Genomic DNA, 16,398 nt, shown 5'->3' on the forward strand with positions numbered 1-16,398 from the left:
CTTATTAACTTGCTACAGCGTAATATTCGGAGAAATCTTGATGGCGAACGGAATTGCCTGGCGTACTGCGTCGAGGGTGATCCCTTCGGTTAGCTCTTCCAGGATAAATTCCCCCCGATGCAGGGAAAATACCGCCCGCTCGGTAATGATCTTGATATCTTTGTCCCAAAAGTCCGGGTGGTTGGTGGCAACTGTCACTTGCTGGACGTGCTCAACAAACTTCGGTACTGCCCCTTCCTGCCGGATGGAGACGTTAGTTCCGGTTCGGCCGAGTTGCAGGCCTTTGGTGGTCAGGGTGCCGCAGAACACCAGTTTCCGGGCTGAAGCCGCAATATTAATAAAGCCGCCAGCGCCGGTCAGCTGCTCGCCAAAAGCACTGGCGTTGATATTGCCCTCGCGGTCAATTTCGGCAAATCCCAGAAATGCCACATCAATCCCGCCCCCGTTATAAAAGCTGAACAGGTCGGCCTGTTGAATCACGCTACTGAATTCCGTTGCCTCGCCGAAAGCGATACCTTCTTTCGGCTTGCCGTTGATCACCCCGGATTCGACTGAGGTATCGATCCGGTCGTTCAGGCGAGCTAGCTTTTCACCGACCAGTGCCGGGATCCCAATCCCGAAGTTGAGGAAAGCCCCGTCCGGGATCGGCTCCTTGCAGGCTCGCTCGACAATCAGTGTTTTTTTCCAGGGTCAGAGATATCTGATGATTGGCACCAGTGGCCCGGGCCGAGCCGTAACTCGGATAGTGGTGCTCGTTGCTTTCGATCACAAAGTCGACCAGGTGCCCGGGAATATCGACTTGCTTCGCCGGTAGTTCATCGACAACTTGCGCCACCTGAACGGCCACTTTGCCGCCGCTGTTACGGGTTGCCATTGCCTGCCAGAGTGCATCATGCAGTGCAGCTTCTCCTGCCATGGATATATTGCCTTGCTGGTCGGCTACCGTGCCTCGCAGCAGGGCGAAATCGGCCCCCGGACTCGGGTAGTACAGCTGCTCTTTTTCCCGAACTGTGACGACTTCGACCAGGGGTGCCGTGTCTGTTGCCAAGGCGCCACCTTCAAGGCGCGGGTCGACAAAGGTATGCAGTCCGATACGGCTGAAATGGCCGTCCAGCCCGGAAGCCATGTCACGAAACAGGTGGCTCATCACCCCCATTGGCCAGTTGTGGGCATCGATCACCCCCATGCGGCCGAGTCGGGTCAGTGCGGGACAGAATCCCCAGAATCCGCCGATTGCGCGTTTGACCAGTCCGGGATGGGCCAGTTTATCCAGCCCTTTACCCTGTTTATCGCCGGCCCCTGAAGCAAAAAGCAGCGTGAGCCCTGTGGGTTGTTGCTCGCGGGCAAATCGCTCTGAGAGCGCTTCGGTCAGCAGATCCGGATGTCCGCAACATCCGAATCCACCAGGGATCACCACAGCGCCATTGTTGATCAGTTCAGCTACGGCTTTTGCTGTTGTCTGCTTCATGGGATCACTCGACCAGTTGCTTGACTGGTTGGTAGCGGGAAGCCAGGATCACACAACCGTTCTTTGAAGCCATACTGTGGCAGGTGCCCGGTGCGCGCACAATCAGTGAGCCCGGCGTAAAAGTCTGGCCATTTTCGATATAGTCGCCCTGCAGAACTAAGACGGTCTCAAAGCCCATATGGACATGGCCGGGGACATAGGCGCCGGCTTCATAGCGCAGGAACGCCATATCCGCACCTTTAGGATCGTTGACGGTTTCATCGAACAGGACGGCAATGTCCACCCCTTCACGAAGGCCGCGCTGATACGGCTGGAAATCCAGATCGGCTGGCAGGCTAATATCATTGTCAAAGCCCAGCTTCAGAACGACATCTCTTGACTCTGGTGGAACGGTGAACTCCATGTGTATTACTCCTTTTGACTGATAGTTCGAATGTCTGTTTTAACGGTTTCTGGCAAATTGGCTGAGGCCGTTGTAGCCCCAGTCGCGGGCATCAAGCTCGTGTATGGAGATATAATTGGGCAGTTGCGGCGCCCCTTCGCCCAGCACATCGTTGAGCAACTGGTAAGTTGCCTGTAGCCATTGCGCTTTTTGCTCTTCCGTGTTTGTTCCCTCAGTGATGTAAATGGCCAGATTAAAGGCGCTTGGCCCGGTTACTTGCGCCGCGTTCACATAGCAAAGACTTTGATTTTGGTGAACATGGATCCGGGTAACATCCGGCTGCTTGTTGAGTAGCGTTTGGGTCAGCTCGGTCAGCCCGGTAACCACTTGGCTCACGGTTTCTTCCGGCAATTCTGTGTTCAGTGTGAGATCGAGTTTTGGCATTGTTATTACCCCTTCTGACGACCAAAGCCGTGCCAGTACACTGGCCAGTTACCTTCTTCACCGTAGTTGTTGATCACCGAGGCGATCACAACCAGCGTAATACTACCGAGCAGAACCGGCGTGACCAGGTAGTCAAATCCCACCACACCCTGGCCGGCAAGAATGATCACTAACGGGTTGGCTCCGGCTGGTGGATGAACTGCACGGAAGTATTGCATCAGCATGATGGCGACCCCGACGGCCAGTGACATCACGATAATTGAGTCCCCGAGTCCATACAGAGCAGCCAGGCCCACGGTGGCGGTGATCAGGTGACCGGCGATCACGTTACGTGGTTGTGCCAGCGGTGATGCCGGTGCGGCAAACAGGATCACGCAGGTCGCGCCGAATGGCGCCATGAGCCAGGGCACTCCGGTGGATTGGCCCATCACACTGAGTGTGAGAATGCCGAGGAAGCCGCCGACCAGGCCCTTCATCAGTTGAATCAAATTTGGTTTTGGCGGCAGTGCGCCACCACCTCGTAGTTTCTTCATTTTTTTCATTTCCTTACGAATAGTATTTACGAATGGTATGCAATCTTGTGGATCAACTGTGTTATACTTTTATGAACAGATCTGTACACCTCGGTTGGCGATGATACAGACCTGTACACCTCAAGGCAACACCTAAATTATGAAATTTAGTGAATAAGGATCGTGATGAGTAAGAAAGAGCACATTCTGAATGTGGCCGAAGGGCTGTTTAATCAGCTTGGCTACACCGCAGTCGGTGTCGATTTGATCCGGGATAAGGCGGAAGTTTCCAAAACGTCGATGTACCGGCATTTCGGCTCAAAGAATAAATTGATTGAGGCGGTGCTGATCCGGCGCCATCAACGCTTTGAGGAGGAATTGAATGCTGTGGTCTCTGCCGCGACGGACACAGATAGTCGTTTAAATGCTATTTTGGACTGGCATTTTTCCTGGTTCCGGGCTGTGAACTTTAAGGGGTGCATGTTCATGCATGCTTTGGCAGAGTTTCGGGGCCATGATGAGGCCCTGGCTCAGCAGGCTTTAAAACATAAGGCCTGGCTAAAATCGCTGTTGTTCTCAACGTTCGAGCCCGGTGAGCCGGGGGCGGAAGCCAAAACTGAGGCCATTATGACCTTCCTTGAGGGGATGATCATCCGGGCGGAATTTGGCGAAGTCTCTGGATACGAGGAAATCTATCGTCTGGGCGCTCGGGCGCTGGCCGTGGCTGATTTCACCGGTAGCAAGGCCAAGGCTGTGCCCGTAATGGAAGCTAAGGCAGGCGCGTCAAGCTAACGCCGTGACGCAAGATAACTTGCCGGCTGCTTCGCGCTGTCGGCTCATTACTTTTGATATGAAGGAGATACAAATGGATTTGCCGTTAACACAAGGGGTACATCACATCGGTTTGACCGTCGCTGACCTGGAAGAAAGTGCGCAATTTTTTACTGCGCTGCTGGGATGGCAGGAGATTAAGCGAAGAGATGATTATCCGGCAATCTTTGTCAGTGACGGTGCGATCATGTTGACGCTGTGGGCTGCGCAGACAGACACGCCAACAAGGTTTGATCGGAAAACCAACGTTGGCCTGCATCACCTGGCTATCCGGGTCGATAGTAAAGCCACGCTGTTTGAAATCCATGACAAACTCTCGACGCATGGGGTTGAGATTGAGTTCGGGCCTGAGCTGATCCGTGAAGGACCGGCGATGCACATGATGTGCTATGAGCCGAGCGGTATCCGGATTGAGTTTCACTGGACCGGGGTCTGACGCGCTGCGTACAAGGCAACCCTTGCTGCGGGAGGCTGATCACCTCCCGTTTTTTGATCATGTTGTAATTCTGCCATTTCTGACCAGTGATCGCCGAACATTTTTGCACAGCTTTCCGAACCGGTGAATTTCATCAAAGCCGGGCGGCAGCCTCTGATTTAACTGGTGTTGCCAGTAGTTGAGCTCCGTGTCGACCAGCTCCATGAGCTTTTTCGGGCAACCGATGCAGGTGTTATCCGGCCCACACTTGAAGGTATCGTCCTGATATAACGGGAACTCGGCCTGGACAGCATCAATTATTTGCTGCATGGCGGTGATTCTATCGGGTTTTCGGGTCATCTGGATTTTATGGGCTGATGATGTTGGTTGAAGAGCGTCGCTGAAGCGGGTGGCAAGGGGCGGCAGAATATGCCGCCACCTTGACGGTCATAGGGGACAGCTCAGGAGCATGAGCCGCAGCAGAATCCCGGCTCACCATGTTTTCCTTTCTTCTGCTCGCTCTCGTCGGCGTGTTGATGCTGGATCGCCTCGTCAGTGGCGTGTTCAGCATTTGCTTGCTCGTGTTGGGCATCGGCTTTCTTGAAAATCTTCTTCACTGAGAATGTCATTCGGAGCTCCTTCGCTGGCTTTAATGTTTCATCTTAAATGCATGTTAAGTCTTGTTCTGAGGACAGTCAATACGTGTGGCGGTGCGGGAGCGTCGCAGAACTGTTATTTTGTGATGCATGGCGCTGTTCAGTATCTTGAAGCAATACCTTGAAACAAAGCCCAGAAGTATCGCCTTGGAGTAACACCTTGAGAGGGTGCCTTGAGACAGTACCCTGAGGGCATTGCTTCGGGCCCTGAGCGTAACATTTCCGGCGAGGAAGAAATTTGACTCAAGTGCTGGATGTATATACAGTTAATCTCTCAGCAATGAATTTTAGGTCCGCTCAGACAATTTGTCCGGGAAGACATGGGTTTAGAACAAGGAGAGAAGATGATACTTCAGCATATCGATGGCTTTGAGGTTAGCGGATTTTCAGTCAGAACAACCAATGCCGATGAAATGAATCCATCGACAGCCAAAATCGGCCAGCTTTGGGAAACGTTTTACGCCCGGGCTTATCCCAAGTTAACGGCTGGAGCGAACGTTTATGGGGTTTATACCCACTATGAATCTAATGTTACCGGCGCGTATGATGTGATGGCGTGCTCAGACCGTTTGGCCGCAGATGCGCTGAAGGGAGCGGTGACAACGAAGATTATGTCTGGGAAATACCTGACATTTACCGCCCAAGGTGAAATGCCCCAGGCTGTGGTCAGTTTGTGGGGAACTATTTGGGATTACTTCCGTGCTGATGACTGCCCACACACCCGGGCCTATACCACAGATTTTGAACAGTACCTCAGTGCCGATGAAGTCGCGATCTCCATCGCCATCCAATAGCGGACTCCTATCATTTTATGTTGATCGCGCATGAGCTCATCGGATTTGATGAGCCTGTGACAACCCCGGGGAAACACCCAACCTGCCTGCACCTTGAAAGTTTGAATCATGGTTGCCTTCTGTAACATGTATATTTCGTTATCTTCTGACACACTTTTTATGCCAAGATGCTGTATTCACCCCTGTTTATTAACTCAACAACCTCAAAGCCAGGCCACTGCCGCCGGATGGGTTGAGTCGAAGTTGTTCTTTCTGTTTACAAGGAAGTAAAGATGAATCTTGCGTTGTTAAGTCTATTTATTCCCACCTTCTTTTTTGTTTCGATTACGCCGGGAATGTGTATGACGCTGGCCCTGACGTTGGGGATGAGTATTGGTTATCGACGCACCCTCTGGATGATGCTCGGCGAAGTGATCGGTGTCGGGCTGGTGGCGGTTGCCGCGGTCCTGGGGATTGCCTCGGTAATGCTGAATCATCCCTGGTTATTTACCCTGCTTAAGTCGTTCGGGGCAGCCTACTTGTGTTACCTGGGGATATCGATGTGGCAGTCGAAAGGCAAGCTGGCCCTGAGCGAGGATAATACCGAAGTCAAGGCGGGCCGAAACTGGGATCTGGTGATGCAGGGTTTTGTCACAGCAGTGGCGAATCCCAAAGGATGGGCATTCATGATCTCCCTGCTGCCGCCTTTTATTGACAGCAGCCAGCCGCTGGCTTCGCAATTGGCTCTGCTGGTGGCAATTATCCTGCTGTTTGAATTTATCTGTATGACCATCTACGCCACCGGCGGTAAGGGACTGAAGCGGGTACTGGGTCACGCCAAGAACATCCGCCTGATCAACCGGATTTCCGGGAGCTTGATGATCGGGGTGGGCGTGTGGTTGTTCGTGAGCTGAGTTATCGAGCGTTTTAACAAGCTAAGATGGCCCCCTTATTTACTACGACTGGTATTTGCAGGATTGGGACAGTGTGAGGTGAGCCAGCCCGGCGACCGAGGTTATTGTGGCTCCTGAAGATGGCTCAGGAGCATGCTCCATTGATCATCTGACTGTTGGTTTGCGGTATACGGGGCATTTATACGGCTGAGAACCTCGGTTATGAGTTGCGTGCTCAGGCTGCTCACGACGCATAACTCAATAATGAGCAGCAGGCCGATTGCCAGGATGTTTCCCCCTTGCTTAAACCATTTCTGCATTGACACCATAGACAAAGCGGCCTGAACCGTGTGGTGTCGTGTTTGCTTTTGATATTTATTGTTCATGGTTAAGCCCCTCATCAACGACCTTTTCGAGTTGTGTATCTAAGTTTTCGGGCAGTCTAAAACCTCTAGTAAGGTTAAGGTAAAGCGGAAAATGAAAAAAAAATCGTCTGCCTGCTGATGGGGGAACGCTCCCGTTTTCTTCTATGCTTGCGTTTTCTTCTATGCTTGAATGATGCTCGTCATACGAGCAGCTACCGTCAGCCATGAAAACGCTGGTCGGTCTGATGAGTGAGCTGTTGCAATGAAGGCGAAATTTTCAGCGCGAAGCTGGCTGCCTTTGACAGATTCGTTAGTGCCGGCGTCAGCATCGATAACTGTTGTTTTACCCGCTGACGTAACAAATCGAGCGGCTCTGGCGCGCCAAGCCGTTTCCCGTTTCGTATCACAGGTTGCAGCAAGGGCTGTCCTTGCTCTGGCGTTTCTGTGGCTAAGCAAAGTTGATCATAGTCTAGTTGCCCATTGCTTCGCAGGTGGCGATAAACCTGTTTGCTACCAGGCCAGGTCGCTTTACCCTGAGAGCGCTTACGGCGCGCGATGCCCGCGTATTCCTGGAGTTTGTAAGCACAGTTCAGAAAAGGCGCATCTTCCGAGGTCGTCAGGTTGGTTCCAATCCCATATCCGTCAATGGGCGCCTCTTGTTGTTTCAATTGCTCGATCAAATACTCATCGACACTGCTACTGGCAAAGATTCCGATTTCCGGATGACCGGAACGGTCAAGCTGTGTCCTCACTCTGGCGGCTTCATGCCCCAGATCGCCGCTGTCGATCCGCACCGCTTTGATTGCTTGATTTTTGGCTTTTAACTGCTTTGCCAGTTCAATCACCCGTTCTGCGCCGCGGGAACAATCGTAAGTGTCGATCAGTAACACCAGATTATTCGGTTGGCTGACGGCAAAGTTCTGAAATGCTTGCGCTTCTGAGTCATGGGCCTGAATATAAGCATGCGCCATCGTGCCGTAGACCGGAATCCCATATTGCTGGCCGGCAAGGACATTGGATGTCCCATCAAAACCGGCAAGATAACTGGCCCGTGCAGCCAGCACACCCGCTTCTGCGCCGTGGGCGCGACGCAGGCCAAAATCAATCAATCGCTTGTCAGCCGCGGCAAGCCGACACCGGGCGGCTTTCGTCGCGACCAGGATGGGGAACTGCAACAAATTAATGAGCCGCGTTTCGATCAACAGTGCTTCCGGCAATGAGGCGGTGATCCGTACTACCGGCTCATTGGCAAAAAACAAAGTTCCTTCCGGCATCGCATCGACTTGCCCGGTAAACTGAAATTTGCTCAGGTAATCAATCAGATTACGCTGGAAATAACCACTGCTGGCGAGATATTCCAGTTCATCGTCACTGAAATGAGCATGTGTCAGGAAATCCAGTAACTGCTCTAAGCCCGCCGCAACTAAAAAATTCCTTTGGGGCGGCAACTTGCGGACAAAAAACTCAAAAACGGCTTTATCTTCCATGCTATGGTCCAGATAACTCTGCACCATCGTCAGCTGGTAGAGATCCGTTAACTGCGGGCTTTCATAGGCTGTCATTTTCCAGCACCTCCACACGCCTGTCCGTAGACCCGAACATTCTCCAGAGGGGGCGCATTGCTCAACTGTCCGGGATTCAAGTGTACAGATCGTATTGCATACTTCAGTTGAGCCTTTGAAATCATCCTCTGAAATTTGCTCGCTCCTGTACTCAAGAATAGAACACCGACGCAGTCGTCCCCAGTCCCATCGATACTTGACTATGCTAGTGAAGCATCCAATTTATCTTCAGCCAGGCTGATTCACGGCGGCAAAGTGCCCCGGTTGATGCTACATCCGAGGAGGTTCTATGAGCTTTCGTCACCTGCTGCTTCCCGTTGCCCCGGAACAACCCCTAAGGGATGACTTCCAGGCCGTGCTGCAAATTGCCGACACCCTGTCGGCGAAAGTCACGTTGGTCACGGTGATTGAAAAACTTGATGAATTAAAAGAGATTTCCCAGTATTCCTGCACCGCGCTGGGCCTGTTGGATGAGGCGACGAAATCATCTCATCAGGCCCTGGAAAAGCATGTTCAGCTTTTGAAAACCAAATATCCGAATATCAGGTTCTCGGCGGTTGTCCGGCTGGGGATCCCGTTTATTGAAATCATCAAGGCGGCTGATGAGTTTGAGGCCAGTATGATTGTGATTGATACCCATCGCCAGGATAAAACCCAAGCCTGTCAGCGGGGGAGTACCACGCGTCACTTAATGCGGAAATCAGCCCTGCCAATCTGGTCCAATAGCACGCACGATGCTCCGATCCGCCGGATTGCCGTGGCGGTTGATGTCGCCTCCCAGGAGCAAACCACTTTTAATGAAAAAATTCTGTCACTTGCCTTGGAAGTCTGCGCGTTAACCGGGGCAGAGCTTATCCTGCTGCATGCCTGGCGATTAGAGCTTGAGGGATTCTTCCGCAAGTGGGGGAGCTATCGCGAGCTGGATGTTGATTTAATTTCGAAAGACATGCGTACCGATCGCGCCGAACGGATGAAATCGTTACTGGCACCGCATAGCCACTCGCCGGTGAAACAGCAGATGAAACTGTTGGAAGGGGAAGCCAAAGCCGTGATCCCGCGTTTTGTGACAGAGCAGGCGATCGACATGGTGATCATGGGCTCGTTGTCCCGGACCGGGATTGCCGGCTTTTTGATGGGCAATACCGCTGAATCCATGCTCGATAAACTCACCTGCTCCGTGCTCACTCTCAAACCCGATGCGTTCCGCTCGCCGGTGCTCGGGGGAAAATAAAACAACCGGTGAGCTGCTGGGTGTTATCTACTATCTCCGCTGAGTTGCGCGTGGTTGCGGCTGACTAAATCGACCAGAAAGTCAGCCACCGCCCGCGTGCGGCGTGACTGCGCCAGATCCGACTGGATGGCCAGATAAATCGGCTGATCGACCCCGAGATCTGACGCCACACAGATCAACCCGGCCTTCACGGCAAGGAAATGGGGTAACACTGCCAGCCCGATCCCGGCTTGGGCTGCTGCGATCTGAGTGGCAACTGAGGTGGTGGTCAGCACCGGCTCTCGCCCTTGCAGGACTCGCTCGACCCATTGCGCGGCAGGCAGATGGGCGTGCATCTCGCTCCAGGTGATGAAGGTGTCCTGATCAAAGTTGCCTGAATCAGGATGGATGTCGCGCTGCGCCAGATAGCTCGGGTGGCCGTATAGCCCGTAGCCCAGTGTGCCCAGACGCCGCAGGGTGACGTTGCCCCGTTCCGGTTTCACCATCCGCAACGCCAGATCAGCATCGCGCCGATGCAGGCTGACTGTCGTGATATCTGTGATCAGTTCAATCGTTATGCCGGGGTATTGCCTGTGGAATTCAGGCAGGGCCGGGAGGATGAGCGCTGTTGCCAGGTTTTCGGCAGTGGCCAGCCGTACTTTCCCCGTCATTTGTGCATAGGTGGAAACCCCGGTGGTGAATGCCGCCGCCGCGGCCTCCAGTGCTTCCGCTTTCTCAACCAGCCCCGCGCCTTCCTCCGTCAACTGATAGCCGGACTGCTGGCGCACGAATAGTGGCAGGTTGAAGGCTGCTTCCAGTCGCTCAATGCGTCGGGACAGGGTGGCAATACCGAGGTTGAGCTCGGAGGCGGCGCCGCTCAGCGTGCCGTGGCGGGCGACGGCAAGAAACGCGCGGGTGTCGTCCCAGACCCAGGTTCTCGGCATCTGTTTTTCAAAACTGGAAATCGGGTTACCTAAATCGTTCATTTTTTTCATTCCCGGATGGTGCCACGATGTCACTACACGATTCAAGAAAAACGGCAAAAAGAACGAAAAGGAGAACGATGATGGAAAAACGTAAGCTGGGCGCCAAGTTATCGGTTTCGGCCATTGGCCTGGGCTGCATGGGCATGAGTGAGTTTTACGGCCCGCGGGAAGATCGCGAATCGTTGCGGGTTCTTGCACGCGCCGTCGAGCTTGGGATCGACTTTTTTGATACGGCAGACATGTACGGACCGCATCACAACGAGGAACTGCTGGGGCGTTTTCTGGCGCAACAGCAGCAACCGGTTCGCATTGCGACCAAGTTCGGCATTGTGCGCCGCCCCGGTGAATATCGGCGCAGTCTGAACAATAGTGCTGCATATGCCCGCCAGTCCTGTGAGGCGTCGCTGAAACGGCTTGGCGTAGAGCAGATTGATCTCTATTACGTGCATCGCATCAATCCCGAAGAGCCGATCGAAGAGACTATCGACGGGCTGTCGGCCTTGGTCAAAGAAGGGAAGATCGCCCACATCGGTTTGTGCGAGGTCAGTGCCGACACCCTGCGCAGGGCGCATGCGGTCCATCCGATCACCGCGCTCCAGACCGAATATTCCCTTTGGACCCGCGATGTGGAGCAGGACATTTTGCCGACTTGCCGTGAGCTCGGGGTGGGATTTGTGCCTTATTCTCCGCTCGGCCGCGGCTTCCTGACCGGCCGGTTCCAGGACACGGCGGCGTTTGAGGAAGGGGATTTCCGTGCGCATCTGCCGCGCTTTGCCGAAGAGGCAATAGACAGCAACCGCCGGATCGCGGACGTGATTGCCGGCATGGCGGCAGAGAAGGGCTGCACCCCGGCGCAGCTGTCGCTGGCCTGGCTGTTGTCCAAGGGGCCCGATATTGTGCCGATCCCGGGGACTAAGAAACTGCGCTATATCGATGAAAATGCAGCGGCGACACAAGTGACGCTCAGTGCCGCGGAGCAGCATCAGCTTGAATCCGCGACCGAACGCCTGCCGGTGATGGGGGAGCGCTATACCCCGGAAGGCATGAAGGGGGTGAATGCATGAGCGACGAGTTTTCCGCGAGCCATGCGGGGCAACCGGCATCTGAGATGGCTGCTCAAAAGACGAGCTGGCGGAACTGGGTTGCCGTGACGGCACTCGGCATTGGCAGCTTCACCATTGTGACTTCTGAACTGGCACCGATCGGGTTGCTTTCCGGCATCGGCGATGATCTCGGGATATCCACCTCACAAGCGGGGCTGATCGTGACGCTCTATGCCTGGATCGCGGCCGCTGCGGCATTGTTCTCGGCGATGGTGTTGTCCCGGGCGCCGCGGCGACCGTTGTTGACTGCCCTGATGTTGATCTTGGCGGTGTCCAGTGGTGCTGCCGCGATGGCCGGGTCTTTTCCTGAGTTGATGGGCGCACGGGTGATTGGCGCGCTTTCCCATGGTGCGTTTTGGGTCTCCATTGGTATTGTGAGTACCCAGTTAGTCCCGCCTCATCGGGTTGGCCTGGCGACGTCGATTATCTTCGGAGGCGTTTCGGCTGCCAGTGTGCTGGGAGTGCCGCTGGCGAGTCTGATTGGTACCGGCGAAGGGTGGCGCACTGCTTTTGCCGCGGTTTCCGCATTGTCTTTCGCGGTGGCGCTCATCTGTGGCATGACGCTGCCGAAGCTGCCCGGGAGTCAAAGTGTCGGTTTTTCCGATATGGGCCGGGTGTTGTCGAACTCACGTTTCTTACGCATTTTCGCTGCGGCGGTGCTGGCGATCACCGCGCATTTCATGGCGTTCACCTATATCGAGCCTTACCTTCATGTACAAAGCGCGATCAAGCCTTCATTCATCGCGCCGTTGCTGCTCGCGTTTGGTGGTGCCGGGCTGGTCGCGAATATTGTGACCGGCGGCCTTATCGATCGCAGGCTCAAACAGGTACTCATGGTCTCGCTTTCTGTCGCTTCGGGCGCGCTGTGGCTGTTGTCCTCGTCGGCAAATATGCTCGGGCTTTCGGGGACGGTGCTAATGCTGATCCTGTGGGGTGGGGCAATCGCCGTTGTGATGGTGAGCTTCCAGACCTGGATTCTCAAAGAAGCGGGTGTGGATGCTTTGCCGGCCTCTGCGATTTACGTGGCGATCTTTAATCTCTCGATTGGTCTGGGTGCCATGATCGGCGCTTTCATCCTGACGTTGGCCGAGCTCTCACAGATCTTTTTTATCGCAGCCACAGCAACAGCGATGGGAGCGTTCCTGATTGTTCTCATTGCCGCCCCGGCGACTGCGCCGAGTGATCAACAAATGGCATCAGGTTCGGATGGGACAGCGGACATGTGACATAAAAGGAAAGCACCTGAAGTTTGCAGCCTGCCAGTCGAAGGGACTGTCATCAGTTAGATCTTCATGTTTGTTGATGGAATCGAGTAACAGCCTTGATTATCGGGTCACTCTTATCAATTCGTAGGTTGCCCTCTCCTGACATGACACTGCTCGCGATTAACTTACGAGCAGTTTGTGCCGGGTGAATGATTATAAGCGGCTGATCCGGAAATCGTATGTCTGATTAGAGTCTTCTGGCTTTGATTTGCGAAAATGTCACAAGCGTCTGACAAAATGCCACAACATCGCTGAGGCTTCTCAAAGAATGTAGGGCTGCCCCGAAGTCATCACACTCCCATTGATGAACCTGGAGCCAGTTTTCTTGCCGGGCTCTTTCATGTGTTGAGTCAACAATTTTAAAGGCAACTCCGTGTTTATCTCGTTCGAAATAGATTTGAAGCTGCGTGTTATCTTCATACACATGATAGCCTTGTTCCCTGCCAATTTCCGCAATGAGTTCTTTAGCCTGCTGCTTATCCATTGTTTTTTCTACTCTTTATAAACATGCGATAAACGTTAATATGCATGGTTTATGAGATAAAATCCATATGTTATCTTCTTATCTATCTTATATGTCACAATATGAAACTGGGCTATGGAACTAGATATTAAACTGTCGGGAACGCCGGAGGAAATTGCCAGATTCCTGCGGGAAGGTGGGTATGGCAGTCTGAGTGAGAGAGTTATCAGCTCTATGGTGGATGGTAAAAATATCTCACTGGAACTGAACCAGCCGGATGAATCCCGGTACATTGAGGCGATGGAAAAGGTCAATATGCCGACGATATTTCTGGCCTATCTGATCCTCCGTGATGGTGTGCAGGAAGAGAAGGTGACATCAATTTCATTTGATGAGCTGATGCTAATGACCGACCTGGATAATACAAGGAATATCTCATCAAGAATTGGTGGCCTGAGAAAAGTTACCGATAGCCTAGGATTGAAACCGGTGATGGAGGTTCAGCGTCGCAGAGGGGAGCGGTATGCTGCAGTTCATGCATACGCTTATCCATATTTACTAGATTTTTTTAATCGTAACGATCACCTGCTTGACGAATATGCTGAAGAGCAGGGGGAATCGCTGGAATTTGATACGCTTGATATTCCTATTTCAGTTGATGGCTAACGACAAGAAGCAACCCCTTGAGGGGGTGCTTCCCTATAGGGTTATTTAGAACTCATCATCATCGAGTTCATCCAGGTCACATTCAAACCTTGCTAATTCTTCCAACTCTTCTTCAGGCCCTGAATCAATCGGAAGGGTCCGAATGAAATCACTCAATCGGATAGATTCCATCCAAGTCAGGTCTAGAGGTAATTCAAGCTCATAATCAAAGCCCTTCCTCAGCGGCAAGTCATAGACCCGGACTTTTCGCAGGTTATCTCGGTCTAGCTCAATGCAAAGTCCCTGTATAACAGATGCAATGCGCTCCGCTTCATCAGCTGTCAGGTCTGTTGGCAGTTCGATTTCAAAATCGTAACCATGCCTAAGTTGCAGAGTATGAACATAGGTTTCATGATTTACCTCAACTGACGGGAACAATTCAACGATGTCTTCATCGTACGCTAAGGCAATATTAGCAATTTGAATCATTCCAATGTCAGCCCATGAAAAGCGGGTCGGATGTCCGTGTGCTCCTTTTATCAGCCGGCCAGCACCACATTCCTCCATCTGCCTGAACGCTGAGATGATTTGGCGTCGACTCATATCGGAACCATTGTAGCGGTTCAATTGAGTTACCAGTCTGGACACATTTGTCTCTGCCCGGTTAACGACTCTTTCTTGATAAATATAATCAAGAATTTCGTATACAACGGAGTTGTCCTCAGTCAGAGAAATGAGTGATTTTTTGTTCAGTTCCATCTTTTTCTCTCCAGTTTCATATTGAAACAATTGAACTTGATTGAGATTATTAAAGCACTCGTCTTTCTAAATAGCAACTAAAGTTCATATGCTATTCGTGAGTTCAATTGGAAAAAAGGTATAGGAAAGATGCTGAGGATTATTATTATACTTTTACAAACAATGGCTTATGGTTATTCTGAAAGGAAGGTATTACGAAGAAAGTAGAGACGAAATTGTCAGAGTGGATGTCAATGCTTTGATTGTATTGTTTTAATTTTGAGAGAGTCGCTGCGATGATGAGTTGAGAGATGGCAGCTTCACCACCGGTAAGTTAAGCGAGTGTTGCGAAATTCATCTGCGCAGGGCGGGAACACAAAAACTTGAAGCCGCGACCGAACGCCTACCGGTGATGGGGGAGCGCTATACCCCGGAAGGCATGAAGGGGGTCAATGCATGAGCGGCGACTCAGTTCACAGTTGAAAGGCCTTGACGCAATGCCGATACGCCGTTCAGGTTGCTTTCTGCCACCGCTCATCCAATGACTCTCCCTCATTCCTGAAGTTCCTCTTCAAAAATTTCCGGCATGGATTTGGCGGCGTTTTTGATCGACTCGGTAAAGCTGTGGAGCGATTTATGATGCCGGGTGTTGGTCGGGTAGGCGAGGTTATAGGGGTAGTAAATCGCCGGTTCAAATGGGCGGGTGACGACGCCGTTGGCGGCCCATACCCGGGCGGCGAAGGGCTCCAGGACGCCGACGGCCAGCCCGGCGGCGATCATCGAATAGCCGGTGTGTGAGGTATCGATAAACAGCTGCTTGCTGACCTTGGTTTCAACCGGCTCCAGCGCCTGGCTCAGTTTGCTCCAGTAGGTCGGGTTGGAATCGAGGACAGTGAGCACCGACTCACCGATCAGATCTTCTGCCGTAATGACGCTTTTTCGGGTCAGGGGATGGTCATGCCGGGCGGCGAAAACAAAGCGCGCATTGCCGATAAATTCCTGCTCAATGCCGCTTAATTGCGGCAGTTGCAGCCCCACGGCCAGATCGACCGAGTTGGTTTGCAGCTTCATCACGATTTCCGCCATGCCGTCGGTGTGCACCACGATCCGCTCGTTTGGAAAATATTTCTTGTGCTCGCTGAGCGCCAGCGGGAGCAGGGTACTTGCAATTGCCGAGGTGCTGGCAATTTTCAGCTCTTTCGGTGCCCGGGTCCGGATATGGGCCGCTACCGATTGCAGCTTTTCCAGTCCTAAAAAACTCTCTTCCACCGAGCGGAAAAACTCGGCTGCTTCGTGGGTCGGGTGCAGGCGTCCCTTGCGCCGTTCAAACAGCAAGAAACCGAGCGAGTGCTCCAGATCACTGATGAGTCGGCTGACCGCGGGTTGGGTGACATGCATTTCCGCAGCGGCGGCAGCGGTGGTTCCGCGTAACATGATGTAGCGAAAGGCTTCAATCTGTCGAAACTTCATGGGTTGTCCATAACAAGTGCTTGGCCGTAACAAGTGTTTATTCACAACAAGTGCTTATTCATCCCAAATGTTCATCCATAACATTTGTTTATCGACCATGCCTGAATATAAGTGGATGATATTACATTTAGTTTACATGATGGACTTAGTTACACAATGCTCAGAAGGCACCGCCTCCCTGAGTTTTAGCCGTGGTTTCCTGTCATGCATGGAAGTG

21 protein-coding genes are annotated in these 16,398 nt (G+C 52.7%); 8 read left to right on the top strand and 13 right to left on the bottom strand.

From position 1 onward, the window contains the following. Positions 1 to 12: 12 nt before the first annotated feature. From NNL38_RS19770 to NNL38_RS19790, 5 genes are read right to left on the bottom strand one after another with little or no spacing between them, the layout of a single operon-like run. Positions 13 to 675 (bottom strand): CoA-transferase, encoded by a 663-nt coding sequence (locus tag NNL38_RS19770; RefSeq protein WP_369414637.1) that lies wholly within the window; start codon positions 673 to 675, stop codon positions 13 to 15. Continuing rightward, a complete protein-coding gene (locus NNL38_RS19775) occupies positions 590 to 1,468 on the bottom strand; it encodes a malonate decarboxylase subunit alpha (RefSeq protein WP_255392161.1) in 879 nt (292 codons plus the stop codon). The genes NNL38_RS19770 and NNL38_RS19775 overlap by 86 nt, the downstream gene beginning before the upstream one ends. 4 nt (positions 1,469 to 1,472) lie before the next feature. After that, entirely contained in the window at positions 1,473 to 1,871 is a 399-nt protein-coding gene (locus NNL38_RS19780) for a cupin domain-containing protein (RefSeq protein ID WP_255392162.1), read from the bottom strand. A gap of 39 nt (positions 1,872 to 1,910) precedes the next feature. Further along, positions 1,911 to 2,294: a tautomerase family protein gene (locus NNL38_RS19785; protein WP_255392163.1), complete on the bottom strand. Its 384-nt coding sequence runs from the start codon at positions 2,292 to 2,294 to the stop codon at positions 1,911 to 1,913. Between the two features lie 5 nt (positions 2,295 to 2,299). Continuing rightward, positions 2,300 to 2,836, bottom strand: a complete 537-nt coding sequence (locus NNL38_RS19790; protein ID WP_255392164.1) for an HPP family protein — start codon at positions 2,834 to 2,836, stop codon at positions 2,300 to 2,302. A 156-nt stretch (positions 2,837 to 2,992) separates the two neighbouring features. Between NNL38_RS19790 and NNL38_RS19795 the strand changes: the two genes are divergently transcribed. Both NNL38_RS19795 and NNL38_RS19800 read left to right on the top strand, forming a co-directional pair. After that, positions 2,993 to 3,598: a TetR/AcrR family transcriptional regulator gene (locus tag NNL38_RS19795; RefSeq protein WP_255392165.1), complete on the top strand. Its 606-nt coding sequence runs from the start codon at positions 2,993 to 2,995 to the stop codon at positions 3,596 to 3,598. A gap of 73 nt (positions 3,599 to 3,671) precedes the next feature. Further along, positions 3,672 to 4,073, top strand: coding sequence for a VOC family protein (locus NNL38_RS19800; RefSeq protein ID WP_255392166.1), 402 nt, complete (start codon positions 3,672 to 3,674; stop codon positions 4,071 to 4,073). A 57-nt stretch (positions 4,074 to 4,130) separates the two neighbouring features. Here NNL38_RS19800 and NNL38_RS19805 read toward each other — a convergent pair whose 3' ends face one another. After that, a complete protein-coding gene (locus NNL38_RS19805) occupies positions 4,131 to 4,412 on the bottom strand; it encodes a hypothetical protein (protein ID WP_255392167.1) in 282 nt (93 codons plus the stop codon). A gap of 101 nt (positions 4,413 to 4,513) precedes the next feature. Beyond that, positions 4,514 to 4,681, bottom strand: a complete 168-nt coding sequence (locus NNL38_RS19810; RefSeq protein WP_255392168.1) for a CCGSCS motif protein — start codon at positions 4,679 to 4,681, stop codon at positions 4,514 to 4,516. A 371-nt stretch (positions 4,682 to 5,052) separates the two neighbouring features. Here NNL38_RS19810 and NNL38_RS19815 point away from each other — a divergent pair, with 371 nt between their 5' ends. Then, positions 5,053 to 5,502 carry a GyrI-like domain-containing protein gene (locus tag NNL38_RS19815; protein WP_255392169.1) on the top strand — a complete coding sequence of 150 codons (450 nt, stop codon included), beginning with the start codon at positions 5,053 to 5,055 and terminating at the stop codon, positions 5,500 to 5,502. Between the two features lie 272 nt (positions 5,503 to 5,774). Beyond that, positions 5,775 to 6,395 (top strand): LysE family translocator, encoded by a 621-nt coding sequence (locus NNL38_RS19820; RefSeq protein ID WP_255392170.1) that lies wholly within the window; start codon positions 5,775 to 5,777, stop codon positions 6,393 to 6,395. A 101-nt stretch (positions 6,396 to 6,496) separates the two neighbouring features. Here NNL38_RS19820 and NNL38_RS19825 read toward each other — a convergent pair whose 3' ends face one another. Both NNL38_RS19825 and NNL38_RS19830 read right to left on the bottom strand, forming a co-directional pair. Then, positions 6,497 to 6,760 (bottom strand): hypothetical protein, encoded by a 264-nt coding sequence (locus tag NNL38_RS19825; RefSeq protein WP_255392171.1) that lies wholly within the window; start codon positions 6,758 to 6,760, stop codon positions 6,497 to 6,499. A gap of 197 nt (positions 6,761 to 6,957) precedes the next feature. Then, positions 6,958 to 8,301 (bottom strand): nicotinate phosphoribosyltransferase, encoded by a 1,344-nt coding sequence (locus NNL38_RS19830; RefSeq protein ID WP_255392172.1) that lies wholly within the window; start codon positions 8,299 to 8,301, stop codon positions 6,958 to 6,960. Between the two features lie 289 nt (positions 8,302 to 8,590). Between NNL38_RS19830 and NNL38_RS19835 the strand changes: the two genes are divergently transcribed. After that, entirely contained in the window at positions 8,591 to 9,532 is a 942-nt protein-coding gene (locus NNL38_RS19835) for a universal stress protein (protein WP_255392173.1), read from the top strand. Positions 9,533 to 9,555: 23 nt separating this feature from the next. Here NNL38_RS19835 and NNL38_RS19840 read toward each other — a convergent pair whose 3' ends face one another. After that, entirely contained in the window at positions 9,556 to 10,497 is a 942-nt protein-coding gene (locus NNL38_RS19840) for a LysR family transcriptional regulator (protein ID WP_255392174.1), read from the bottom strand. Between the two features lie 77 nt (positions 10,498 to 10,574). Here NNL38_RS19840 and NNL38_RS19845 point away from each other — a divergent pair, with 77 nt between their 5' ends. Both NNL38_RS19845 and NNL38_RS19850 read left to right on the top strand, forming a co-directional pair. Then, a complete protein-coding gene (locus NNL38_RS19845) occupies positions 10,575 to 11,561 on the top strand; it encodes an aldo/keto reductase (protein ID WP_255392175.1) in 987 nt (328 codons plus the stop codon). A gap of 44 nt (positions 11,562 to 11,605) precedes the next feature. Further along, positions 11,606 to 12,826, top strand: coding sequence for an MFS transporter (locus NNL38_RS19850; RefSeq protein ID WP_255392176.1), 1,221 nt, complete (start codon positions 11,606 to 11,608; stop codon positions 12,824 to 12,826). 226 nt (positions 12,827 to 13,052) lie between these two features. Here the strand turns inward: NNL38_RS19850 and NNL38_RS19855 are convergent, their stop codons facing one another. Further along, positions 13,053 to 13,349, bottom strand: coding sequence for a hypothetical protein (locus NNL38_RS19855; RefSeq protein WP_255392177.1), 297 nt, complete (start codon positions 13,347 to 13,349; stop codon positions 13,053 to 13,055). 114 nt (positions 13,350 to 13,463) lie between these two features. On the opposite strand from NNL38_RS19855, the gene NNL38_RS19860 reads away from it, so the two are divergent. Continuing rightward, entirely contained in the window at positions 13,464 to 13,994 is a 531-nt protein-coding gene (locus NNL38_RS19860) for a hypothetical protein (protein WP_255392178.1), read from the top strand. Positions 13,995 to 14,039: 45 nt separating this feature from the next. Here NNL38_RS19860 and NNL38_RS19865 read toward each other — a convergent pair whose 3' ends face one another. Then, complete coding sequence (locus NNL38_RS19865) at positions 14,040 to 14,732, bottom strand: hypothetical protein (RefSeq protein WP_255392179.1); 693 nt, start codon at positions 14,730 to 14,732, stop codon at positions 14,040 to 14,042. 531 nt (positions 14,733 to 15,263) lie between these two features. After that, positions 15,264 to 16,181: a LysR family transcriptional regulator gene (locus NNL38_RS19870; RefSeq protein WP_255392180.1), complete on the bottom strand. Its 918-nt coding sequence runs from the start codon at positions 16,179 to 16,181 to the stop codon at positions 15,264 to 15,266. Positions 16,182 to 16,398: the final 217 nt, after the last annotated feature.

Source organism: Photobacterium atrarenae, assembly GCF_024380015.1.
In the GTDB taxonomy this organism is placed as follows: domain Bacteria; phylum Pseudomonadota; class Gammaproteobacteria; order Enterobacterales; family Vibrionaceae; genus Photobacterium; species Photobacterium atrarenae.